The sequence below is a fragment of the Streptomyces sp. NPDC020845 genome, assembly GCF_044334165.1.
Taxonomy (GTDB): Bacteria; Actinomycetota; Actinomycetes; order Streptomycetales; family Streptomycetaceae; genus Streptomyces.
The window spans coordinates 396947-420814 of the sequence record NZ_JBIRSJ010000003.1; the positions used below are offsets into that span (position 1 = coordinate 396947).

Genomic DNA, 23868 nt, shown 5'->3' on the forward strand with positions numbered 1-23868 from the left:
CATGAGTAGACCTGCGGATCGCGTGAACCGCCTTACGCGCGCCTGGATGTGGCCCCTCGTCATCGGCCTCGTCGCCACCCTCAGCTGGAGTTCACCGGCCGGTGCGGACACCTCCCGCACCGGCCTCGGCACCGCCCTCGACACCCTCCTCGCCGACCCGCTGCTGAAGGGCGGCGCGGCGGGGGTGGTGGTCGCCGACGCCGACTCCGGCGCCGTCCTCTACGAACACCACCCCGACGACCGGCTGATGCCCGCCTCCAACACCAAACTGTTCACCTCGGCCGCCGCCATGGGGCTGCTCGGCCCCGACTACACCTACCGCACCGACGTGCTCACCGACGGCAGCCGGCAGGGGCGGGTGCTGCGGGGCGATCTGTACCTGCGCGGCACCGGCGACCCGACGATGCTCGGCACGGACTACGAACGGCTCGCCGCGCAGCTCGCCGAGTCGGGGATCACCCGGGTCACCGGACGGCTGATCGCCGACGACACCCGGTTCGACACCCAGCGCGTCGGCCGCTCCTGGGCCGCCGACGACGAGTCCTCCTACTACGCGGCCCAGATCTCCCCGCTGACCCTCGCCCCCGACACCGACTACGACGCGGGCAGCATCATCGTCGAGACCGCCCCCGGCGCGGCGCCGGGGGAGAAGCCGAAGGTCACGCTCACCCCCAAGACGGACTACATCCGCATCGACAACCGCGCCACCACCGCCGCCACCGGCAGCGGCTCCACCCTCTCCGTCGAGCGGCAGCACGGCTCCAACACCATCACCGTCAGCGGCGCCCTCCCCGCGGGAAGCAGCCCGGCCAAGGAGTGGGTCAGCGTCTGGGAGCCCACCGGCTACGCCACCTCGGTGTTCGCCGACGCGCTGGCCCGCCACGGCGTCCACGTCACCGGGGCCACCCGCCTCGGCCGGGCCACCCCGCCGGACGCACGGCCGCTCGCCTCGCATGAGTCGATGCCCCTCAAAAAGCTCCTGATCCCGTTCATGAAGCTGTCCAACAACATCCACGCCGAAGTGCTCACCAAGACCATCGGCTACGAGACGGCCGGCCGCGGCACCTGGAACGCGGGCCTCTCGGCTGTTTCCGACTGGCTGAAGAAGCGGGGCGTGGACACCGGCTCGGTGCGCCAGGTCGACGGCTCCGGGCTGTCCCGGATGGACAACATCGCGGCCGGGCGGCTGACCGAACTGCTGCTGTCGGTCCGCGATGAGCCCTGGTACGCCGACTGGTACGCCTCGCTGCCGGTGGCCTGCGACCCGGACCGGTTCGTGGGCGGCACCCTGCGCTCACGGATGTGCGGCACCCCGGCGGCGCGCAACGCGCGCGGCAAGACGGGCTCGCTGACCGGCGCCTCCGCGCTCTCGGGGTATGTCACCGACGCGGACGGCAGGGAACTGGCCTACAGCGTCGTCCTCAACAACTTCCTCGCCCCGTCCGTGAAGAGCCTGGAGGACGCGATCGTGGTGACGCTCGCGAAGTCCGGTGCGGACCGGACGACCACTGTCCGACCGAGTGCCGTATCCAAGCGGGGCGGGGCCGCGGACCTGGAGTGTTCCTGGACCAAGCCCACGCGCTGCTGAGCCTGCTGAGCCGTTGCGGGAGCGGCCGCGCCGCCGGGTCATGCCCGCGGCGCGGCCGTCCTCCGTGCCATGACCGCCTCGATGAACTCCTCCGGCGGGAGGTAGGAGTGCGCGGTGATGTAGTGGTGTACGAGATTGGGCGCGACCAGCCACCTGCCGTCGCGGCCCACCACCCGCACCTCGGCATCGCCGAGGGACACCCGGTCCTGCCCGACGTGGATGACCACCGGGTACGGGTCCTCCCCGCCCGGGTGCGGGAGGCCGCAGCGGTGCCATCCGCGCATCATCATCTGAGGGTCATCTCGGCACAGCAGCGCGAGGGACCGGACGAATTCCTCCGGAGCCGCCCCCCGGGGGAATTCCTGGCCCGGCTCCAGCCAACCGATAGTGACCGCCTCGACCCCCTCGGGCACCGAACCTGCTGGGTAGGCGTAGGGGGACAGGTCCGCGTAGTGGGTCACCGCAGTGGACTCCTGGCTCTCAGATGATCGAGCGGCAAGCGGCCCAGTGTACCCGGCCCATATTCGGCTCCAGCAGTTGGGAAAGCCGGGTCTCTTCAGTCACGACCGTACTCGTGGGATTGGCACCCCAACGACCCGGCGGGAACAGCGAATAGTCCGGTAGCTGCTCTCCCGGCTGGAAGACCCGCGTCGGGGTGGGGTTGCCTTCTTCGACCATACGGGCCACCTCCTCGGGGAGGTCCATGCCGTGCTTGCTGTAGGTGGCGACGCTCGTGCCTTCGGGCACCGTGACCATGCTGGTGTCACCCGCTCGGATGCCGCCGTGACCGGCGAATACCCTTTCGTTGTCCGGGCGGCCCCAAACGTTGTTGTCCTGCAGGAAATCCCCCGGACCGTCGGAGGAACTCACGTCGTCCCACCCGGGGCTGGAGCCGTAGGGAGCGAGCCCCAGCGGGTCGATGAACAGGTGGGGGTTGGGGACGTAGGCGGTGGGGTTGGGGGCGGGGGAGAGGCCGAGGGGGTCGGGGGTGAGGTAGCGGGCGGTGGTGGGGTCGTAGTAGCGGTGGTGGTTGTAGTGGAGGCCGCTTTCGGGGTCGTAGTACTGGCCGGGGAAGCGGAGGGGGGTGTAGGTGGTACTGGTGGCGGCCCAGGTGGTGTTACCCCAGAGGGTGGTGCGGGTGCGCCAGGCGATGTCGCCGGTCTCGTCGATGAGTTCGGTGGGGGTGCCGACGACGTCGGTGACGATGGCGAAGAAGCGGCGGTCGATCTCGCGCTGGCTGGTGGCCTCGGCGATGCGCTCGGTCTGTGCCACCGGCCGTACACCGTCGTGGTGCCAGGTCAGGGTCACCGGATCGGGGAGGTCCGGTGCGGTGGTGGTCTGTTCGACGAGGGTGTGGCCGCCCCAGGTGAAGTCGACTCGCTCCACCACGGTTTCCCCGTCGTCGGCGAGGCGTTGTTTGGCGGTGCGTCGGCCGAGGGGGTCGTAGAGGTAGCGCCAGAGGGTGCCGTCGGGGGTGGTCAGGGTGGTGAGGTGGTTTTCGGCGTCCCAGGTGTAGCGCCAGGTGTCGGGCTTGGCTGACAGGCGGGTTTTCTGGCGGAGGGTGAGGCGGCCTGCGGTGTCGTGTTCGTAGCGGACGCGGCCCGCGCGGGTGATGCGGGTGCCGGTGTAGGTGCGCGGGCCGGTGGTGTCGGCTCCGGGGTGTCTGTCCGGCCAGGTGGCGTGGGTTTGGTTGCCTGCCTCGTCGTAGGCGTAGGTCTCGGTCCAGCGCTCGGCCCGGACGGTGGTGACCCGGCCGGCGTCGTCGAGGTCGAAGGTGCGGGGGCCGCGCAGTTGGTCGTCGACCGCCGTCAGGTGGCCGTCGGGGCGGTAGGTGTAGGCGCGGTGCTGGAGGGTTCCGCCCTCCGGGCCGGTGGTCAGGGTCTGCTCGGACAGCCTGCCGGCCGGGTCCCAGATCTGCGCGAGTGAGGCGTTGGGCCCAAATCGGCGGGCGGTCTCCCGCCCTGCCGCGTCATACGTGAAGTCCAGGGTGCGGCCGCAGGTGGTCAGCGTGGTGCGGCGGCCCGCCGCGTCGTACGCGAAGGTGGACTTGGCACCGGAGGGCGTGGTGCGGCGCACGGTGCGTCCCAGGGCGTCGTAGGCATGGGTCAGCACCCGGCCGTCGACCATCTCGGTGGTCACCCGGCCCATCCGGTCCCGCTGGTAGGTCAGCGCCGCATCCGGGCCGACGGCCTCCGTCAGCCGCCCGGCCGGGTCGTAGGTGAAGGTGGTGATCTGGCCGTCGGCGTCCTTGCGTACGACCCGGCCACGGGCGTCGCGCTCGAAGGAGACGGTCTGGCCGAGGGGATTGGTGCGGGAGGTCAGTTTGCCCGTCGGGTCGTATGCGTAGGTGTGGGTGCGGCCGTCGAAGTCCGTCTCGGCGAGTAGTCGGCCGACCGGGTCGTGGGTGTAGGTCCAGGTCAGGCCCTGGGGGTTGGTGACCTGGATGAGGCGTAGCCGGGTGTCGTGTGTGAACTCGTGGCGGACGCCGTCGGGGCCGGTCTGGGCGGCCAGCAGATCGAAGTGGGTGTACTCGTAGCTGGTCAGGCCGCCGCTCGCGTCCCTGTGGGCGGTGAGGTTGCCCTCGCCGTCGTAGGTCCAGCGCTGCTCGGCGCCGTCGGGGGCGGTGCGCCGGGACAGCTTGCCCTCGACGGTCCACTCCATGCGGGTGGTGGCGCCGAGGGGGTCGGTGATGGTGGTGGGGCGGCCGAAGGCGTCGCGGTGGTAGGTGGTGGCCGCGCCCAGCGGATCGGTGATCTCTACGGGGAGCCCGGCCGCGTCACAGCGCACCCGGGTCGTATCGCCGAGCGCGTTGGTGACGGAGGTCAGCCGGCCGTGCTCGTCGTAGGTATAGCGGGTGGTGTGGCCGGATGGGTCGGTGGTCGCGGTGTGGTTGCCCAGCTCGTCGTACGCGTACCGCCAGATGGCTCCGTCGGCTTCGGTGGTTTCCACCGGAAGGCCGAGGTCGTTGTAGGCGGCGGTTCGTTCGGAGCCGTCGGGGGCGGTGACCGAGACCGGCCGGTTGGCCGCGTTGTAGCGGTAGCTGGTGGTCCGGCCGAGCGCGTCGGTGTGGGACAGAACGCGGCCGTGTCGGTCGCGCCGGGTGCGGGTGGTGTGGCCGAGCGGGTCGGTCACGGCGATGACCTGGCAGCGGTCGTTGATCAGATAGCGGGTGGTGTGGCCTTCGGGCGTGGTGACGGTGGTGACCCGGTGACCGGTCCGCTCGTCGGTGGGGCCGTAGCCGATGCGCACCGAGACGTGTCCTTCGGTGCCGCCCTCGGCGATGACTCGGTCGTTGTGGTCGTAGACGTAGTCGTAGCGGCGGCCGTTGGTGTCGATCCACGCGATGATCCGGCGCTCGGCGTCGTACTCGAACCGCAGTGGCAGCCCGGAGGAGTTGGTGACACCGGTGAGGTTGCCGTCGGTGTACGCGTAGCGGGCGAGCTCCTGGTCGGTGCCGTCGGGCGCGGCGCCCGCGAGGTGGAGGGCGGTGATACGGCCGTCGACGGTGGTGAGTTTGAGGTGGTAGCCGCCGCTGTGGGCGATCCCGGTCGGGGCGCCGTCGGTGTCGTATTCGAAGGTCAGGCGGTGGCCGTTGCGGTCGCTGAGCTCCGCCAGCAGGGCCTCGCCGTCGCCGCCGCCTTCGGGGCCGGTGAAGTACCAGGTGCGGCCGGTGTCCGGATCGGTGAGCGTGTAATCGCCCTCCACGGTCCGCTCCAGCGGCAACCTCGGGCCCAACTCCGGAAGCGTCGGCAGGCCGGGGGCCGGGTGCGGGTATGACAGCAGGAGGCCGTCCTCGGCGACGAACACCACACCCCGCGCACCGATCTCCAGCCGCTGATCGGCCGTGCTCGACCACATCGGCCCGAACCACCGCCCGGCCCGATACCCCGACTCCGCCCGCCGCACGAACACCAGCGGCAACGCCCCCGGCAGCACCACATCCCGCTGCGACAGATACATCCGCCCCGTCGCCAGATCCACCGGATCCGTACCCCCAGTGGTCTTCGCACCGTCCGGCGTGGCGTGCGGCGCCGGTCCGTCCTTGGCAAGCGTCTGCAACCCGGACCGCTCGGTCCTGGCCAGGGTGGCGGGCAGCCGCTCCGCCGCCGTGACCGCCGCCTTCGCCCCGCCAAGCCCCTTCGTGCCGATCAACTCCGGCACCAGACGGCCAAGACCCTCCGACGGGTCCTTCTGGAAGGCGTCCCACATGCCCTTGAGCGCAGCCCTCGGGTCATTGGCCATCCGCACCAGACCAGCGGCGGTGTTGTTGAGGTTGGTCACGTACTCGGCGGGATGGGTGATGTTGTACAGGTCCATCGGATTCACCGACCGGGCAAAATTGACCAGCCCCGCCGTCCCCTTGACCACACCACCCAGGAAATGGCTGGTGTCCAGGCTCAGCCCCTCCAGCCCGTCCCCCACCTGCTGGGCGTACGACGGCTTCTTCGGCGCCGCGTCCCGCGCCGCCTCCACCGCGGCCTTCGCCACCCCATGCGCCTCATTCCGCTGCCGCCGCGCCTCTGCCAACAACTCCTGCGCGGCCTTCATATCGGCCGTCCCCGGATCATGGAACGCACCCGGCTTGTCCGGCAGCGAGGACGGATCCCGCTTATCGGCCGGAAGCGCGTTGTACGCGTCCGCCGCCTTGTTGTACGCGCCGACCTTGTCGTTATGCGCCGAACGGGCATCCTCCGACGCCTTCTTGCCCTTCTTATAGCGCCGGATCGCCTCCTCCGCCTGACCCTGCGCCCACTCCACCGTCCCCGCGAACCGCTCCAGCGCCCCCGACGCCTTCTCACACGCGTCCGCCGCCGTAAACCACTTCTTCGGCTCGACCGACACCTTCTCCCGGAAGGCATCCGCCGACTTCCCCTTGAGTGACTGCGAGCTCAGCCCCTGCAACCCCTTGCCCACGTTGTTGAACGCGGTCTTGAAGTCGCCCAGATGATTCGCGGTCGAGCGCAGCTTGCCAGGGCTGCCGTGGATCAGCTTCTTGGCATCCTCGGTCTCGCCCAGCTGCATCTCGTCGACATCCGCGCCCAGCGCGTTCGCCACCGAATCGGACTTGTCCCGGACCCAGTCGGCACCGCCCTCCCAGCCGACGTCATCCAGCCGGTCCGCCGTCCAGTGCCCCGCGTCGTCGATGGCCCCGCCGACGTCCTCGACCCGGTCCTCGACCCAGTCCTCAACGCCATCGGGAACGAAATCCCCGAGCCCCATGCGCCCTCACCCCCGTAGCAGGACCTCACCATTCCGGATGAGGGTACCGACCCCTGTTCGGTGCGATCGGCCGAGGTCAGGATTGTTGCGCGCGACGATTCGGGGCTGCGCAACAACTCGCTCGCCGTCCAGACTCGCTACGAGTCGGGGCCAGGCCGTCAGCCGTCAGGAGGTGACGGCCAGGGGCATCAGGACCTACGGGGGAGGCACGGAGAATGATCGAGACGTTATTTCGGGGTGATGAACTACCCGTGGCGGAGCGGTTCGAGAGCTGGCGCGATCTGGCGTTCGCGAGTCACTCGCCGCATGTCATCCGTACGGAGCACGCGGCCGACTTCCGCGGCACGCTGCGGGTGCTGGACCTCGGCGTCGTCCGGGTTTCCGTGTTCTCGTGCCCGCCGCTGGAGTCCTTCCGGACCCCGGCGCTGATCAGGCAGTCCGATCCGGAGATCTACCATCTCTCGGTGCCCCTGGCCGGGCGCGTGGGGGTCGCCCAGGGCGGCGAGGAGGTTCTGGCCGGGCGGGGTGACCTGGTGCTGGTGAGCAGTTCGCATCCCTACCGGGGGCAGCTGGACGCGACGGACGGTACGGTCTCGGCCGCGGAGATGCTGATCCCGCGGGCGGTGCTGCCGCTGCCGGGCGGCCTCGCCGAGCGGCAGTTCGCGATGAGGTTACCGGGGCGGACCGGGATGGGCGCCCTGCTCGCCCAGTTCGTCACCGGCCTGGTCACCGACACCACGTCCTACGGAGCGTCGGACTCCGCGCGGTTGGGCGCTATCGCGCTCGACCTGGCCACCGCCCTGCTCGCCCAGCAGCGGGGCACCCAAGGCGCGCCGGAGACTTTTCACCACGCTCTGGCCATGCGCGTCCGTGGCTATATCCATCAGCACCTGGCCGACCCCGAGCTGAGCCCCGAGCAGATCGCGGCGGCTCAGCACATCTCGGTCCGTTCCCTGCACCGTCTCTTCCGTCACCAGAAGACGACGGTCTCCGCGTACATCCGCCACCAGCGGCTGGAGCAGGCCCGTCGTGAGCTGGCCGAGCCGGCGCTGGGTATGCGGCCCATCCACGCCATCGCCGCCCGGTGGGGGTTTCGGCGGCCGGCCGACTTCACCCGCGCCTTCCGTGCCGCCTACGGCATGCCGCCCAAGGACTTCCGGCACCTGACTGGCGTTCAGCGCTAAGCGGCTGGCGCTGGGCGCTAAGGACACGTCCCGCACCACCTCGGCAGACTCGTTGAGCAGGCAATGGTGTCGGCGCGCCTCTCAGGTGCGCCGTGGTCATGCCGTGCCTGCCGCGCCCCTGCGGCACGTCGCCCGGCGCACACCGGGGCCCGGTTCATGACCCCCTCGACCGAGTGCTTCGGCGGGCTGTCGGGCGAGCCGCAGCGGGCGGGACAAAATAGGGGAAAGGTAACACCATTACATCGCAATCGCTCTTGCGCTCACGGCAGCCGACGGCGACTGCCTTCTCGGCAAGCACTCCTGGCCGGCCCGGGCACCGGGCCGAGCTGGAGCTGGGGCCGGTGCGGCTGTCCGTACTGCGCCTTCCCGCACTGTCTCCGCTGACCACACTGCCTCCGCTGACCACACCGAGTCAGTCGCACACAGGCCGGCCGGCCCGGAGCGGCGATCCGCGGGCGTGGCGGCTGGTCCTGGTGTCCGACGGGCCGCTGACACTGGGCCGGCGGTCCGGCGCCATCCGTCTGGAGCCCGGCCAACTCGTGCTGTGGGACCCATGGGAGCCGTTCGACGCGGCGGCGGCCGACCGGGCGAGACCGCCCCGGGCGATGGTCCTGCATCTGCCGGGCAGCGCGCTGTCGCTGCCGCACCACGCGCTGCGCGGCCTGGTGGCGCGGCCGGTGTCCTCGGACACGGGCCCGGCGGCCCTTCTCGCGCGGTTCCTGGAGGGGCTGGCCGGACCCGCCGCGGCGGTGGACATCCCACAGGCGACCTGGGTGGGGCGCGCCGCGGTCGACCTGGCGGTGGCGTTTCTCAGCAGCGTGACCGACGTACTGGACGACGCGACGCGACTGCCGCGGCAGGTGGCGCTCCTGGGGGAGATCAAGACGTACATCGACCGCAACCTCAGCGATCCCGACCTGTCGCCGACGACGATCGCGGCGGCGCACCACATCTCGGTCCGCTATCTGCACCACTTGTTCCGCCAGGACGAGCAGACGGTGGGCGGCTTCGTCCGGGAGCGGCGGCTGGAGCGCTGCCGGGCCGATCTGACGAACCCGTGCCTCGCGGGGCAGAGCATGGCGGTGATCCGGGCGCGGTGGGGCTTCCAGGACGCGGCGGTGTTCAACCGGGCCTTCAAGAAGGAGTACGGGATCACGCCGGGCGAGTACCGCAGGCGCGAGGGTGTGCCCGTGGCCGTTCGGTAACGGTCGCCAGTGGTGCTGTGGCTGAGCCGGCGGGGGACCGCCGGCTCAGCTGTGCCGCGCGGCGGAGCCGCATATCGACGGGGCCGTTCGGCGTTTGTGCTCAGGCGCGGAGCGCCGGCCAGGTGTCCTCTCCCACTTTGCCGTCGGGATTGAGGTTGTGACGCTTCTGGAAGGCTACGACCGCTGCCTTCGTATCGGGGCCGAACTGTCCGTCGATGCCGTGGGGCCCGATGTCATACCCTCGGGCCTTGAGGATGCACTGGACCTGGCGGACGGCGGCTCCATGGCTGCCCTGCATGGTGAGCGCGGTGCCGGAGTAGTAGTTGCAGGACTTCCAGGGCTTCGGCGCCGGGGTCTTGGGCGGAGACTGCGTCTGCTTCGGCGGGGCCGGAGTAGTGGTGTTCTTGGTCGGCTGCTGCTTGGGAGGGGGCTGGTTCTCTTCGGAACCGCCGCCACCGCCCCCACCATTTCCGCCCCCACCAATACCGCCCCCACCGTCACCGCCACCATTACCGCCGCCACCGCCCGAAGGGTTCGCGGGGGCGGATGTCGCGGTCGGCGACGGCTTCGGCGAGTGCTTCGCCGTGGATGACTTCGACGCCTGCGGGTGATGTGCGGACTTCGTGGCCGTCGATGCGACGTTCTTCTTGCCGTCGTCCGACGAGCCCATCCCCGGTACGACGAAGGCCACCACCCCGATGGCCACGGCGGCGACGGCCCCGGCCACGGCCAGGACCAGGCCACGGCGGCTCTTGGGCGGCGCCGACTTGAGCGTACGCACCGGGGCGCCGCGGCGGAGGATCGTCAGCTGGTCCATCGGCGACACCGCGGCGGCGAGCCCGCTCCAGGTGGAGCGGGCCCCGATCAGCTCGGCGAGCGACGCCGGCCACTCCTGGGCCGGTGCGTGCTGCCGCGCCGTATCGACGACTTCCTGCGGGCTCGGCCGTCCCTCCGCGCTCTTGTCCAGACACCGGCCGATCAACTCCGCCAGGGCCGGATCGGACTCCGTCACCTTGGCCAGCACATCCGCACTCGGCGGCGAGTAGACCACGCGGTGGATGACATCGGCCGTCGAACCCTCGCCGAACGGCGTTCTGCCGGTCGCCGCGTGTGCGAGCACCGAGCCGAGCGAGAAGACGTCCGAGGCGGTGCCCGCCTCCCGGCCGTCGGCCTGCTCGGGGGACATGAACGCCGGGGTGCCCACATGCTGACCCGTCATGGTGAGCACACTGGCGTCAGTGGTGTGGGCGACCCCGAAGTCGATGACCCGCGCGCCGTCGGCGCCCAGCAGGACATTGGACGGCTTGAGATCGCGGTGGACGATCCCGGCGGCGGCGAGCGTGGCGAGCGCTTCCCCGATCTCGCCCGCCAGCCGCCACACCACCGGAGCGGGGAACGGGCCGAAACGGCGTACCGTGTCGTCGAGGCCCGGCCCCGGGACGTACGCGGTGGCCATCCACAGCCGCTCCTCCTCGTCGAAGCCCGAAGCGACCAGCCCCGCGGTGTACTTCCCGTGGACCCGCCGTACGACCTCGACCTCGCGCTCGAACCGGCGCCGGAACCGCGGGTCCTCGGCGTGCTCCGGCCGGATGACCTTGACGGCCACCAGCGCCGCGGCCCCGTACGGGGCCGCCGCCTCCCCCTCCACGCCCGCTTCCCGTCCGAGGTAGAGCCGGCCCATCCCCCCGCTCCCCAGGCGCGCGAGCACCCGGTAGGGCCCGATCGCCACCGGGTCCGACCGCCGCAACGGTTCCGCGCCGAGGCGTTCGAGGTCGGCGCTGCTCAGCTCTCCGGTCCAGGGGTGGACCGGGTCCCTCTCAGACATGGGAGTTTCCTTAGGGAGTTTCCGCTGTGACGCTCCGGGGCGGTCAGTGGTGCTGGCCGCCGGCCTGGGAGATGTTCCTCAGGATCGTGTCGAACTTCCGCTGGAACTCGTCCAGGGAGTGCCTGATCTTGTTCAGGTCGGTCTGGGCGCTGGCCCAGGAGGAACGGAACTGGGCGGCGTACGGGCCGCTCCAGTGGTTCGGGTCGCTCAGGGTGGTCCCGGCGTCGGAGAGCTGTTTGATGGACTCCTGGAAGCTGCCGTCGATGATGGTCAGGAACTTCTTGCTTGCCAGGTGTGCGGTGGGGTCGACTGAAACCTTGTCATCTGCCATGGTTTTTCTCCTGTTTTTAGGTCGGTCCCGGAAGGGTGACTTATCGCGAAATTCTCCGGTCCCGGGCTTTGCCGTGTCATTGATCTGGAGCGCACAGTCCATGTGCGCTCGGCGCAAGACGTCATATGCCCATGTCGATGGGTTAGTTCGCCACCTGCACCCCCGCCGCCACGCCGTCCACCACGAGGTAGCCACGCCCCGGCAGCGGCGCCATGCGGTCGTGGCGGGGCAGCTGCGTGCCCAGCAGATCGCCGTCGAGGTCGTGGTCGGGGCACAGGAGGACACCGCAGCGGCTGTCGCGGGTGCGTTGGGTCCAGTGGCCGTAGGAGCGGCGCAGGGTGTCGGCCCGGCCGGCGGCGATCATGTGGTGGCCGGTGGCGGGGGCGGACAGCCACTGTTCCAGGAAGCCGCGTTCGTCCTCCACCGTGTCGGCGTCGTCGGCCAGGAGGAGGACGGGCCGGTCGAGGGGGAGTGCCGTGAGGGCCTGTTCGAGGTCGTCGTACGTGGTGACCAGGGCGGCCAGGCCGGGCAGGTCGCGCAGTGGGGAGCGGCGCGGGGCGAAGCCGACGACCGTGGGCGGGGCGTCGGTGGACGCCGAGGACATCACGAGGCGGGCGATGGTGCACAGGGCCGTGCTGCGGCCGGACCGCTGCGGCCCGGCTATCAGGGCGTGTTCGCGTTCGTACAGCCGCAGTCCGGCACTGCCGAGGGTGTCGGAGTCCAGGCCGACGGGGAGCCACCAGGGGTCGGTGGCGGTCTGGGCCGGTGTGGTGAGGGCGGTGGCGGGGACGTCGGTGGGCAGCAGGCCGACCTCGGGGGCGCTGCGCTGGGCGCCGGTCCACCGGGCGGCAGTTTCCGCGACGGCCGTCGCCAGGTCCTCGCCCGGCCAACCGATCTGGATCACCTGCCGGTTGGCGGCCACGAGCGCTCGGCCCGGCACATAGGTGGGGACCGCGTTGCGGGGTATGTCGAAGTATCCGTACTCGGCGGGGTCGGCCAGCCGCAGCAGCAGTTTGGTCTGGGTCAGGGCGGACCAGGCCGTCGGTACGGCGCCGGAGCGGTCGGCGCTGACCGCGAACCGGATGCCGACCGCGGGGCCGTCGGCGTAGACGCGGGCGAGCTCTTCGATCAGGTTCATCCCCGCCACGTCCTTGTCGAAGTCCGAGATCAGGGCGCCGAGGTTGTCCAGCAGCACCAGCCAGTCCGGGGAGCCGGCCGGGCCGCGGGCCTTGCGCTCGTCGAGCTCCCGGCGCAACAGCTTGATCAGCCGGATCTGCCGCTCGCGTTCGGCGGACCCGATGTGGGCGCCGGTGTGCGGGAGCGCGGCCAGCGGGGCCAAATCGCCCGCGCCGAGGTCGAGGGCGAAGATGTGGTGCCGGTCGGGCGGGCAGGAGCCGGCGACGGCCAGGGCGAGCGCGGCCAGGGCGGTGGAGGTGCCCGAACCGCCGCCCCCGTAGACCACGATGTTTCCGGCGGCCGGGTCCCAGCCGACCGCGTACTGCCGCTGCCGGTCGGGGTCGTCGGCGAGCGCCCAGGCGGGCAGGCCGGTGGCCTCGGTGTGCAGGCCCTGTTCGGCGACCGCGGGGAGGTCGGCACGGTGCAGCACCTTGGGCAGCGGATCGGGCCAGGGCCGCCGTGGCGGGGCGAATCCGGACAGGTCGGCGGCCTGTCGTGCGGCCGTGACCAGCCGCCGTAGATCGGTTTCGCCCTCCGTGCCGTCGGTGGCCGCCGTCAGCACCGGCATGCCCAGGATGAACGGCGCGATCGTCACCGGGGCGGTCACCGCCGCCTGCGGGGTGACTCCGGTGGACAGCGCGGTCTGCACCGGCAGCACCTCGCGCGCGCTGAGCCGGTAGTAGGCGCGGCCCCACTGGCGGGTGCCGATCCCGGCCGAGGCCGGACTGTCGATGACGTCCTCCGAGTCCCCGGTGCTCTCAAGGCGGAGCGCGATACGGAGTTTGACGTTGTTCTTGATGGCGTCGTTGACCGAGCCGGCGGGCCGCTGGGTGGCCATGATCAGATGGACGCCGAGGGTGCGTCCGCGCTGTGCGATGCTCACCAGCGAGTCGACGAAGTCCGGCAGAGCCTTGACCAGAGTGGCGAACTCGTCGATCACCACGGCGAGCCGGGGCATCGGCTCCATGCCGGCATCCTTGGCGTCCTCGGTGTCGCGCAGCCGCTGATAGTCGCGGATATGACTCAGGCCGACCTCGCGCAGCAGCCGTTCGCGGTGGCGCAGCTCGGCGTCCAGACAGCGCAGGGCGCGCTCGCTGAGCTGCTCGTCGAGGTCGGTGACCAGGCCGACGGTGTGCGGGAGTTCCGCGCATTCGTCCAGGGCGCCACCGCCCTTGTAGTCCACCAGCGCGAAGGTCAGATGCTCGGGGTCGGCGTCGGTGGCCATGCTCGCGATGAGGGTGCGCAGTAGTTCGCTCTTGCCTGATCCGGTGGTCCCGGCGATCAGCGCGTGCGGCCCGTCGTCGTCGAGGTCCACGGTGAACAGGTCCCGTTCGCTGACCCCGAGCACGGCCTGCACCCGCAGGGCCGGGGCCCGTGTCTTCCACCGCTGGCCGACCTCGGCCCCGGAGACGGCGGTCAGGTCCAGCAGCGGCAGCAGGGAGATACGGTCAGGCAGCCCCGCGCCCTCGACCCGTAGCTCCGGGTCCTCGAAGCGGGCCAGTGCCCTGGCGGTGGCGCGCGCCTCGTCGACCGGCATACCGCCGAGCAGTACGTCCGGCACCACCTCGTCGGAGGCCACGTCACGCATCCGCCCCCGGCCCTCGGGTGCGGCGGTGACCACCGAGGTGCACAGGGCGGGCAGCCGGGTGGTGAGCACCAGGGCACCGCAGCGCAGGGTGCGGTCGGCGAGCAGGTCCCGCAGCGGACAGGGCCGGCCCTCCAGCAGTGTGGCGCCGTCCACGACCACCAGCAGCACCGGCCCGGCGCCGCCCTCCGTACGCCGTGGCGCGGCGGACAGCAGACCGCGGGCCAACGTGTCGGACTGCTCGGGCCCGACCGCCACCAGCCGTGACGTCCCCGACTGCGGATCCGCGCCGTGCGGCAGCCACTTCGTCCAGTCCCAGTCGGCCAGCCGCTCCGGGTCGGTGAACACCGCCAGCGTCACATCGGCCGGTCCGCTCCCCACCAACGCCTGGCACAGCAGGGACCGGGCGACGCCGAGGGCCGCCCGGCGGTCCCCCTCGAACCCCACCGCCTCACCGGCCGACACCCCGACCACGACCGGCACCTGTGGCAGTACGCAGCGCGCGCCCAGGATGTCCGCCACCTCCGGAGCGGGCTCCGAGGAGTCGGTGTCAAGCGGCGGGTTCCAGGGCAGGTCGGCGGTGCCGACCACCGTCTTGAGGAAGTCCGGTGCGCCCGGGCGCCGTTCCCACAGGGCGACCCCCGGAGCGGTCGCGCGGTGGACCACCTCCGCGGGGTCGGGGTGGGCCGCCCGGCGGGTACGGATCTCGGCCGCGTGGCGCGCGGCCACCGCCTGCTCGAACTCCTTGACCTTGGCGGTGTGATCCCGCATCCCGCGCCGGAAGGTGAAGCGGCCCCGCAGCCGCTCCTCGAAGAAGTTCCCCACGAACATCAGCGGGGTGAGCGCCGCGATGGCCGCGTAGCGGACGTCGCCGGTCATGCCGACGATCGCACCGGCCATGACCAGCGGACCGAGCATGCTGGCGATGGAGAACGGAGCCTTGTTCGCGCTCGGCGGCGACGACGGCGTGGGGATCCGCGGCGGGTCGCCCGGCCTGCCGCCGCGCGGCGGACGGTTGAACGGCAGGGTGCCACCTGGCCCCACCTCCCGGACCGGGTTGACCCGCTGTACGGGGCCGAGCCGGTCCTGCGGCAGGACGCGCACCATCACCTCGCCGCCCAGCGAGACCAGGTCCTCGGGCTGGAGCCGGACGGCCTTGGAGATCCGCTCGCCGCATACGTCGGTGCCGTTGACCGTGCCCAGGTCGGTGATGTGCACCTGCCCGTCGGCCGAGATCTCCAGGGCGGCGTGCAGCCGGGACACCCCCGTGGCCACGACGCGCACATCCGCCTCGGCGCCCCGGCCGATGACCGTCCTGCCCACCCGCAGCGGAACGCTGCGCCCGGCCTCAAGACCGCCGACCACCCGCAGCACTGCGACCGCCACCCGCGGCCCGCCCGCCGAGCCCCAGCCCGCGCGGGCCACCCGCGATCCATGGGCGAGGCCGGATTCGCCAAGACCCGTCTCCGGTGGCGCGGTCCGGCCGTCGATGCTCAGTCCGCTGGCCGGTATGTCCAAAGTCGCGGCGAGGTCGGCCAGCGTGGCGTTCGGCCGGCCGACACGCAGTTCCATTTCCCGCTCGGTCTTGCCGTCGGCATAGACGATCCGCACCGCGCAGTCACTCCAGGGTGGGTCAGGTTCAGGTGACGAAGGGGTGCGTCGAGTCTGGCGCAGGCCCGGTGGGAAGGCATTGACGGCGAGCGCACAGTCGTTGACCCAGGGCGCAATGCGAATGAGTTGGCGGCCGAGGGCGGGTCAGGCCTCTCGTATCTCCGGCGCCGAAGTGGTCGGCGGGCCGTCGGGGTGCAGCGGCAGTTCGGCGGTGACCTCGAAGCCGCCCTCCGGGCGGCTGCCCGCGGTCAGGGCGCCGCCCACCGAATGGGCGCGCTCGCGCATGCCGATGAGGCCGAAGCCGTGTCCGGGCGCCGGCGCCTCGGCGGTCGCGGCGGTCGCGGTGGCCGTGGTGGTTCCGTCGTCGGTGACGGTGATGGTCAGCCGGTCGCGGGCGTAGTCGAGCCGTACGTGTGCGGTGTGCGCGGCGGCGTGCTTGGTGACGTTGGTCAGGGCCTCCTGCACGATCCGGAACGCGGTCAGATCCACTCCCGGGGACAGCCGCCGCGGCTCGCCGCGCAGGGTGACTGTGACCGGGAGCCCGGCGGAGGCGAAGGCGTCGGTCAGCTCGGGGAGCCGGTCGAGTCCGGGGCTGGGTTCCAGGGGCGCGTCCGGGTCGTCCGTACGGCGCAGCAGGCCGACGGTGGCCTTGAGTTCGCGCAGCGCGGAGGAGGTGGTGGCGGCCAGACCGGTGAGGATCTTATGGGCCTGGTCGGGGTGGTTACGGGCGAGATGCGCGGCCGTGCTGGCCTGGGCGTTGGCCAGGGCCAGGTGGTGGGCGACCACGTCGTGCAGTTCGCGGGCGATGCGCATGCGCTCCTCGGCGACCCGGTGTCGCGCCTCCTCCTCGCGGGTGCGCTCGGCGTGTTCGGCGCGGGCCTGCGCGGCTTCCATGACGGCTTCCGCATAGGCACGCCGGATCCGGACCGCGCGCCCGGCGGCGACGGGCAGCAGCAGCCACACGGCCGGACCGATGGTCTTGAGCACCAGCGCGTGGTGGCCGGAGTCGGTGATCATCGCGGTGGTCACGAGCGCGGCGATGGTGGCGACGCAGTAGGCGTAGGTGATCTTCCGCTCGGTCAGCGTGGCCAGCCAGTAGAGCGCCGTCATGGCCGGGGCCAGCAGCAGTGGGGTGAGCAGATACCCGACCGCGCTCGCGGCCGAGACACAGACCGCCGTCACGGCGACGGCGGTGCGCGGGTGGCTGCGGCACCCCACCAGGGCGGCGCAGGAGACGCCCCCGAGGAGCAGGGCCGGGACCAAAGTCCTCGGATGGGCGGTGCCCGGTGTGCCGAGCGCGGCGCCGAGGATGACAAAGCCGAACAGCACCCCGGCCACGATCAGGTCGAAGGCAAGGTGATGGCGCTCCGTATAGCGCTCCAAGCTGGTGGTCATCGGGGTCTCCGGTCGGGGCCTGGGTCCATGGTGGCCGACGTCGCGGGCGAACGGCCGACAGGGCCGCCCGGGACGTGGCCACGGGCGGCCCTGGTGGGCGCGGGGCGGGGTCGGGTCAGACGCGTGCCGATTCCCGCTCCGTCGCGGTGTCGGGGGCCGGGACCGCGGCGACGGGGGAGCGGCGGCTGAGCGCTTCGCCCTCCACATCGATGTTCGGCAGCACCTTGTCCAGCCAGCGCGGCAGCCACCAGGCGCGGTCGCCGAGCAGCGCGAGGACGGCGGGTACGAGCGCCATACGGACCACGAAGGCGTCGAACAGGACGGCCGTGGCCAGGCCGAACCCCATCATCTTGATCATGGATTCGGCGGAGCCCACGAACCCGGAGAACACGGCCATCATGATCAGCGCGGCCGCCACCACCACCCGGGCGCTGTGCCGGAACCCGGTGACGATCGCCTGGCCGGGCCGGTCCCCGTGGACGTACGCCTCGCGCATGCGGGTGACCAGGAAGACCTCGTAGTCCATGGCGAGACCGAAGACGATGCCCACCAGGAAGATCGGCATCAGGCTCATGATCGGGCCGGTCTGCTCGACGCCGAGGAGGCTCGCGCCCCAGCCCCACTGGAACACCGCGACCACCGCGCCGAAGGCCGCGAGCACCGACAGCAGGAAGCCGGCGGCCGCCTTGAGGGGCACGAGGAGGGACCGGAAGACCACCAGCAGAAGCAGGAAGGCGAGGCCCACCACGACCGCGAGATACGGGATCAGCGCGTCCTGCACCTTCTGGGCCACGTCGATGTTCACCGCGGTGGAGCCGGTGACCTCGAAGCTCGCATGGGTGGCGGACTCGAGCGCGGGCCGTTCGGCACGGATGGTGCGCACCAGGTCCTTGGTCTTCTCGTCGGTGGGGGCGGTGGCCGGGGTGGCGGAGAAGACCGCCGTGTCACCCGCGGCGTTGAGGCGGGGCGGCGAGACGGATACGACGCCCTTGGTGGCGGCGATCCTGTCGGCGATCGTGCGCGCGGCGGCCTTCGTGTCCGCCGTGCTGTTGGCGCCTGCCGTGCCCTTGGCGTCGACGACGATGGTCAGCGGTCCGTTGAAGCCGGGGCCGAAGCCCTCGGCCAGCGCGTCGTAGGCGCGGCGCTCGGTGGTCGAGGTGGGCTTGGCCTCGTCCCCGGGCATGCCCAGTTGCAGGCCCGTCACCGGTATGGCGATCGCCCCGAGCCCCGCCACACAGGCCAGCAGTACGGGCAGCGGACGGCGCAGCACGAACCGGGCCCAGCGGCTGCCCCCGTTGTGCTCACTGCCTTCCTTGGCCTTCTTGGCCTTCCCGCCCCGCCGGGCGGAGCGCGACAGTACGGCGCGCGGGAGGAAGCCGAGCAGGGCCGGGATCAGCGTCAGCGCGATGAGGACACCGATGGCGACCGCGCCCGCGGCGGCCAGGCCCATCTTGGTCAGCAGCGGGATGCCGACCACCGAAAGCCCGGCCAGTGCGATCACGACGGTCAGCCCGGCGAAGACCACCGCCGACCCGGCCGTGCCCGCGGCCAGCCCGACCGCCTCCTCGGGCTCGTGTCCCCGGGCCCGCTCCTCGCGGTAGCGGGAGACCACGAACATGGCGTAGTCGATGCCGACCGCGAGCCCCAGCATCGAGGCGAGCGTGCCGGTCGTGCCGGACAGACCGAAGGTGCTGGCCAGGGCCATGATCGAAGCGATGCTGATGCCGACGCCGACGACCGCGGTCAGCAGCGGAAGCCCGGCGGCGGCCAGCGAGCCGAAGGTGATCAGCAGTACGACCGCGGCGATGGCGATGCCGATGCCCTCGGCCGCCCCGCCCGCCGCGGGCTGGGTCGCCAGCGCGTTGCCGCCGACCTCGACGGTCAGCCCCGCGTCGCGCGCCTGCTGGACGGCGTCCTCCAGGGTCTTCTTGGACGCGTCGGTGAGGTCGTCGGCCTTCACCTTGTACGTGACGGTCGCGTACGCGGTCCCGGCGCCCTTGCTCACGGCCCGCGCCTGGAAGGGGTCCACCGCTCCGGCGACCTGCCGGCCGTCGGCCACCTCGTGTACGACCTTCTCGACAGCCGCCCGGTTGGCGGTCGCGGTGACCTTCTCCCCGTGCGGGGCGACGAAGACGATCCGGGCGCTCGCCCCGTCGGCCTTGGCGCCGGGGAAGCGCTGGTCCATCAGGTCGAACGCCTTCTGGGACTCGATGCCGGGCATGGAGTTCCCGGTGTCGGGGGCGGCGGGCGCCTTGACGGCGCCGAAGCCGACGGCGCCCAGCACGGCCACCCACAACAGGGTGACCCACCAGCGTCGTCGGAAGGCCAGTCGGCCCAGTCGAGAGAGAAAAGCAGCCATGGGACGGAGGTCTCCGCATCGTCTGATCTCGGGATACCCCTCCAGGCTCCCGGCGCGCGGCCCGTCCGTCGTCGTGCGGCTGCCGACAATCGTGGGTACTGAGAATGCAGTACCGGGCGCCTACCAGTTCGTTCCCGGGCATGACCCCCGTCGCCACCGGTATCTGCCTCAGCCGGTCAGCGCCCCGACGAGGGAGGCACATGAGCGTGTCTTGGCGCGCTGCGCGGGCTGGACTGAGGAGCCGCGCCGACAGCCACGCCGTATCCGGGGATGGCCACCAGCGGCCACGGCACGGGCCGGGGCGCGAGCACACGGACGTGGAAGGCGTAGTCGCGGTACTCGGGCATGCCCTCCGTGCCGGGCAGCACCATGAAGCGCGGCTGGACGCGGCAGAACAGCCGCCAGTCCAGGACCACCAGGTCGAAGAGGACAAGGGCGAGGAAGCAGACCGTGCCGAGGGCGAACGGCGGCCAGAAGCCGAGCGAGCCGTCCGCCCGGTCGTGCAGCTCCAGGACGCCGAGCAGGGGCACCGCGAGGAACACCAGGAGGTTCAACAGCCCGGCCGCGGCGGCGGTGCGCCGGCCTCGTGCGCTCTGCTCCCCGTACCGCTCCTGGATCGCGGGCGGGTAGTCCGAGAGCAGGGCGTCCCGGGCGATGTGGAGAGATCCGACGATGACGATGGTGAACAGCGCGACCAGTAAGAGCGCGTAGCCGAGGCTCACGCCTGTCAGTTCCCAGAAGTCCATGAGGCAACAGCGTAGGGGGAGAGTTAGGTTTGCCTCACCTAACTTTCACGGGTCTTGTCGAGCGGATGATTCTCTCTTTCAATGAGGGGCGAATGAGGGGGCACTGACCATTTCCTGGGAGGGACAACCATGAGAACTCGTTTGGGCGCCTTAGGAGTTGGCGCGGCCGTGGCGGTCGGTCTGGCGCTCTTCGGCGGCCCGGTGGCAGTGGCCGCGACGTCCGCGACGTCTGCGTCGGCCGGTCACCACGCCGAGGCCACGAGCTCCACCGTCATGGACTACTACCAGTACTTCGGCCACTACACGACCCATGAGGAGTGCGTGGCCGTCGGCGAGGAGTACTTGTGGCCCCACAACCCCGGCGGGGCCGACGCCTATGAGTGCCGGGCCAAGGACGGTGGCTGGGATCTCTGGCTGATCTTCGCCACCTGATCGCGGAGCGCGCCGCGTGGCCCGGGTGTGGGCCAGGTGGTGCGGGCGTGGGGCAGTGGATGCACGCTGGGAGTGGATACTTGCTGGCAGGAGCGATTCCGGAGGTGATCGTCATGCCACAGACCACCGTGGGCTGGCATGTCGAACTGGAATTTACCGAGGACAGCCGCCACACCCGCGCCGCCGCCCTGGTCCGGCTCGCGGACGGGAGCGAGGTGCGGGGCCACGGGGCCGCCAGCCGGGCCCCCGCCGACGCCAACCAGCCGCGGGTCGGCGAGGAGATCGCGGGCGCCAGGGCGCTCAACGAGCTGGCGACGAAGTTGCTGGAGAAGGCGCATGGAGAGATCGACGCGGTGTCCGGCCGTGTGTCACATCCGCTGCATCTGAACCAATGAACACCACTGCACACCGCTGAACCACTGAGCGGTGCCGGGCGGACGCCGGCGCGCACCTCGTGGGCGTCGGCGTCGTCCGTCGCGGGTGGCCGTCAGGGGGCAGTCACCCGGTGGCGGTCAGCGGGTGGCCTTCGGGGGCTCGATGCCCAGCGTGTGGCTGAAGATGTTCTTCGGGTCCCAGGCGGCCTTGACCTTCTGCAGTCTCGGGTAGTTGTCCTTGAAGTACAGCGTGGACCAGGGGACGCCCGAGGTGTTCACGGCGGGGTCCGCCAGGTCGTCGTCCGGGTAGTTGATGTAGGCGCCGTCCTTCGGATCCGGCACCCCGTGCGTATCGGCGTAGATCTCGCGGTACAGCCTCCGCAGCCACTCGACGTACGCGCCATCCTGGCCGGGGTCGTCCCACGCCGCGGTGTACTGCACCCGCATCACCGCGTCGCGGTGCGGAAACGCCGTGGCGTCCGGGGCCACCGCGCTGATCTGCCCGCCGTAACTGGCGATGCCCACCGAGCCGAAGAGCAGCTTCGGGTCCTGCTCACGGGTCAGATTCTCGTAGATGGCGGCGAGCTGGGCGTCGGAGAAACCCTTGCGCAGATAGCCCGACTTGATCTTCAGCCGGTAGATGTCCGAGTTCGGGCCGTCCAGCGCCGCGGCCAGCCAGGGCTGCTCGGTCCTGGTCACATTGAGCGGGGTGCCCACGCCCGCGCCGAGGGCGGCGAGATAGTCGTCCAGCAGCTCGGCCGCGTCGGGGCCGAACACCTGGCCGCTGGCGAGGTTGAGGTCGTTGGCCCTACGGCCCACCGTCAGGTCGGCGTACAGCCGGGTGGCCGCCGCGCCGACCGCGCTGTTGCGCTCGCACCAGTCCATGTGATTGCGGATCAGCCGGGTGAACTTCGGCTCGTCCAGCTTCAGGGCCTGCCACGGCCACTGGCTGGAGAAGGCGATCGCGCTCTTGGGCGCCCGCGGCAGCAGCTGCCCCGGGTCGGAGCCCTCCGCGCCCGGGGTGCGCAGCCAGTACCGGGTCACCACGCCGAAGTTTCCGCCACCGCCCCCGCTATGGCCCCACCACAGCTCGCGGTTCGGGTCACTCGCCTCACGCGTGGCGACCACGGCCGACGCCTTGCCGTATCCGTCGACCACCACGACCTCAACGGCGTACAGATGGTCCACGACCAGCCCCATGGCGCGGGACAGCACACCGTAGCCACCCCCGCAGACATGGCCGCCCGCACCGACACCCGGACACCACCCGGCCGGAATCGTCACCCCCCAGCCCAGCACCAGCCGCCGGTACACCTCGCCCAGGGTGGCGCCGGGCTCCACGGCGAAGGCGCGGCGCGCCGGGTCGTACGAGACCTGCGTCATCCCGGACATGTCGATGAGCACCCGCACGGCCGGGTCGTCCACCCACCCCTCCGCGCAGTGTCCGCCACTGCGCACGGCGATCCGCTTGCCGGAGTCCACGGCCTCCTGGACCGCCGCCACGACCTGTTCGGTCGAGCCGACCACCCATACGTGGTCCGGTGTGCCCACCCAGCGCTTCTGGCCGCGCCGCACCAGATACGCGTAACGCCCGTCGTCGGGGCCGGCCTTGACCGGGCCGAGCGGGGGTGTGCAGCCGGCCTCCGCGGCGCCCTCGGCCGCACTGGCCGGGGTGTCCAGGCCCAACCCTGCGACGACCCCGGACGCGGCGGCGGTGGCGGTCCGCAGCAGCTGACGGCGGTTGACCCCGGACATGCTCGTATCTCCTCGTGGTGTGAAACCAAGGCGGTATGAAACCAAGGCGGTATGAAACCAAGGCGGCATGAAACCAAGGCAGTGTGAAACCAAGGCAGTGTGAAACGACAGGAACTATTTGGTGTGGCGCGGATGTGTGCGGACTACAGGACCGGTGCCTGTGGCCCGTCGGGCGCCGAGTGGCGCCCCTCGACGACGGCCTGCGCGACCGCCGCGACCTCGTCCTGGTCGAGCCGCCGGTACCCGTCCTCGGTGATGAGGGCGATGAGGGGGAACAGCCGCCGGGTGAGATCGGGGCCACCCGTGGCGGAGTCCTCGTCCGCGGCGTCGTAGAGCGCCTGCACGACGGCGGTGACGATATCGCGCTCCGGCATGGCCTCCCGGTAGAGCTTCTTCAGCGAGCCCCGGGCGTGGACCGAACCGGAACCGGTGGTGGCGAAGCCCCGCTCCTCGGCGCGGTTGCCGGTGACGTCGTAGGAGAAGACACGCCCGACACCCTTGTGCACGTCATAGCCCGCGAAGAGCGGGACCACCGCCATGCCCTGCATGGCCATGCTGAGATTGTCCCGGACCATGCTGGTCAGCCGGTTGGCCTTGCCGTCCAGGGAGAGGGCCGTGCCTTCTATTTTCTCGTAGTGTTCGAGTTCCAGCTGCAAGAGCTTGACGAGTTCCACCGCCAGGCCCGCGGTGCCGGCGATGGCGATCGCCGAGTGCTCGTCGGCCGGGAAGACCTTCTCGTATTCGCGGTGCGCGATGAGGTTGCCCATCGTGACGCGCCGGTCGCCGGCCACCAGCACACCGTCCGCATAGGTCGCGGCGATGACGGTCGTGCCATGCGGGGCCTCGAAGTCGCCCCGGGCGGGCGGCAGCTGACGCTCGGCGGGCAGGAGCTCGGGAGCCTGTGCCTTCAGGAAATCCAGGAAGGAGGAGGTCTCGGCGGCCAGGAAAGCGGCCGGCAGGCCGCCGGTCATTCGCGCGTCGAAGGTCATGCACGTTCCTTCCCGAGAGGCATCGGCGGCTCCTGCTGGCCGCACATTACCCCACCCCCGCCCCGGGCAATCCGTGAAGAGAGTCACGGTAGT

15 protein-coding genes are annotated in these 23868 nt (G+C 71.2%); 5 read left to right on the forward strand and 10 right to left on the reverse strand.

Annotation, left to right across the window (positions count from 1 at the left end; translation table 11 throughout):
• The first annotated feature begins 1 nt into the window (after position 1).
• Positions 2–1588 carry a D-alanyl-D-alanine carboxypeptidase/D-alanyl-D-alanine-endopeptidase gene (gene dacB, locus ACH4U7_RS09065; RefSeq protein WP_398527305.1) on the forward strand — a complete coding sequence of 529 codons (1587 nt, stop codon included), beginning with the start codon at positions 2–4 and terminating at the stop codon, positions 1586–1588.
• Positions 1589–1626: 38 nt separating this feature from the next.
• Here dacB and ACH4U7_RS09070 read toward each other — a convergent pair whose 3' ends face one another.
• Positions 1627–2049 carry a hypothetical protein gene (locus ACH4U7_RS09070; protein ID WP_398527306.1) on the reverse strand — a complete coding sequence of 141 codons (423 nt, stop codon included), beginning with the start codon at positions 2047–2049 and terminating at the stop codon, positions 1627–1629.
• A gap of 19 nt (positions 2050–2068) precedes the next feature.
• Positions 2069–6808 (reverse strand): putative T7SS-secreted protein, encoded by a 4740-nt coding sequence (locus ACH4U7_RS09075; RefSeq protein ID WP_398527307.1) that lies wholly within the window; start codon positions 6806–6808, stop codon positions 2069–2071.
• Between the two features lie 215 nt (positions 6809–7023).
• Between ACH4U7_RS09075 and ACH4U7_RS09080 the strand changes: the two genes are divergently transcribed.
• Together ACH4U7_RS09080 and ACH4U7_RS09085 are read left to right on the forward strand one after the other, a co-directional pair.
• A complete protein-coding gene (locus tag ACH4U7_RS09080; RefSeq protein WP_398527308.1) occupies positions 7024–7992 on the forward strand; it encodes a helix-turn-helix domain-containing protein in 969 nt (322 codons plus the stop codon).
• 254 nt (positions 7993–8246) lie between these two features.
• Positions 8247–9197 (forward strand): helix-turn-helix domain-containing protein, encoded by a 951-nt coding sequence (locus ACH4U7_RS09085; protein WP_398527309.1) that lies wholly within the window; start codon positions 8247–8249, stop codon positions 9195–9197.
• 100 nt (positions 9198–9297) lie between these two features.
• Here the strand turns inward: ACH4U7_RS09085 and ACH4U7_RS09090 are convergent, their stop codons facing one another.
• From ACH4U7_RS09090 to ACH4U7_RS09115, 6 genes are all read right to left on the reverse strand, one after another.
• Complete coding sequence (locus ACH4U7_RS09090) at positions 9298–11022, reverse strand: protein kinase (RefSeq protein WP_398527310.1); 1725 nt, start codon at positions 11020–11022, stop codon at positions 9298–9300.
• Positions 11023–11065: 43 nt separating this feature from the next.
• Entirely contained in the window at positions 11066–11353 is a 288-nt protein-coding gene (locus tag ACH4U7_RS09095) for a hypothetical protein (RefSeq protein ID WP_398527311.1), read from the reverse strand.
• Positions 11354–11495: 142 nt separating this feature from the next.
• Positions 11496–15725 carry an FtsK/SpoIIIE domain-containing protein gene (locus ACH4U7_RS09100; protein ID WP_398527312.1) on the reverse strand — a complete coding sequence of 1410 codons (4230 nt, stop codon included), beginning with the start codon at positions 15723–15725 and terminating at the stop codon, positions 11496–11498.
• 144 nt (positions 15726–15869) lie between these two features.
• A complete protein-coding gene (locus ACH4U7_RS09105; protein ID WP_398527313.1) occupies positions 15870–17120 on the reverse strand; it encodes a sensor histidine kinase in 1251 nt (416 codons plus the stop codon).
• 115 nt (positions 17121–17235) lie between these two features.
• Positions 17236–19479, reverse strand: a complete 2244-nt coding sequence (locus ACH4U7_RS09110; protein WP_398527314.1) for an MMPL family transporter — start codon at positions 19477–19479, stop codon at positions 17236–17238.
• Positions 19480–19655: 176 nt separating this feature from the next.
• A complete protein-coding gene (locus ACH4U7_RS09115; RefSeq protein WP_398527315.1) occupies positions 19656–20225 on the reverse strand; it encodes a hypothetical protein in 570 nt (189 codons plus the stop codon).
• 168 nt (positions 20226–20393) lie between these two features.
• Here ACH4U7_RS09115 and ACH4U7_RS09120 point away from each other — a divergent pair, with 168 nt between their 5' ends.
• Both ACH4U7_RS09120 and ACH4U7_RS09125 read left to right on the forward strand, forming a co-directional pair.
• The gene (locus tag ACH4U7_RS09120; RefSeq protein WP_398527316.1) at positions 20394–20657 is read left to right on the forward strand and encodes a hypothetical protein; all 264 of its coding nucleotides are present in this window, start codon (positions 20394–20396) and stop codon (positions 20655–20657) included.
• A 113-nt stretch (positions 20658–20770) separates the two neighbouring features.
• Positions 20771–21052 carry a DUF1876 domain-containing protein gene (locus tag ACH4U7_RS09125; protein ID WP_398527317.1) on the forward strand — a complete coding sequence of 94 codons (282 nt, stop codon included), beginning with the start codon at positions 20771–20773 and terminating at the stop codon, positions 21050–21052.
• Positions 21053–21169: 117 nt separating this feature from the next.
• Here the strand turns inward: ACH4U7_RS09125 and ACH4U7_RS09130 are convergent, their stop codons facing one another.
• Both ACH4U7_RS09130 and prcB read right to left on the reverse strand, forming a co-directional pair.
• On the reverse strand, positions 21170–22786 hold the full coding sequence (locus ACH4U7_RS09130; RefSeq protein WP_398527318.1) for an FAD-binding oxidoreductase: 1617 nt from the start codon (positions 22784–22786) through the stop codon (positions 21170–21172).
• Between the two features lie 143 nt (positions 22787–22929).
• Complete coding sequence (prcB, locus tag ACH4U7_RS09135) at positions 22930–23775, reverse strand: proteasome subunit beta (protein ID WP_398527319.1); 846 nt, start codon at positions 23773–23775, stop codon at positions 22930–22932.
• Positions 23776–23868: the final 93 nt, after the last annotated feature.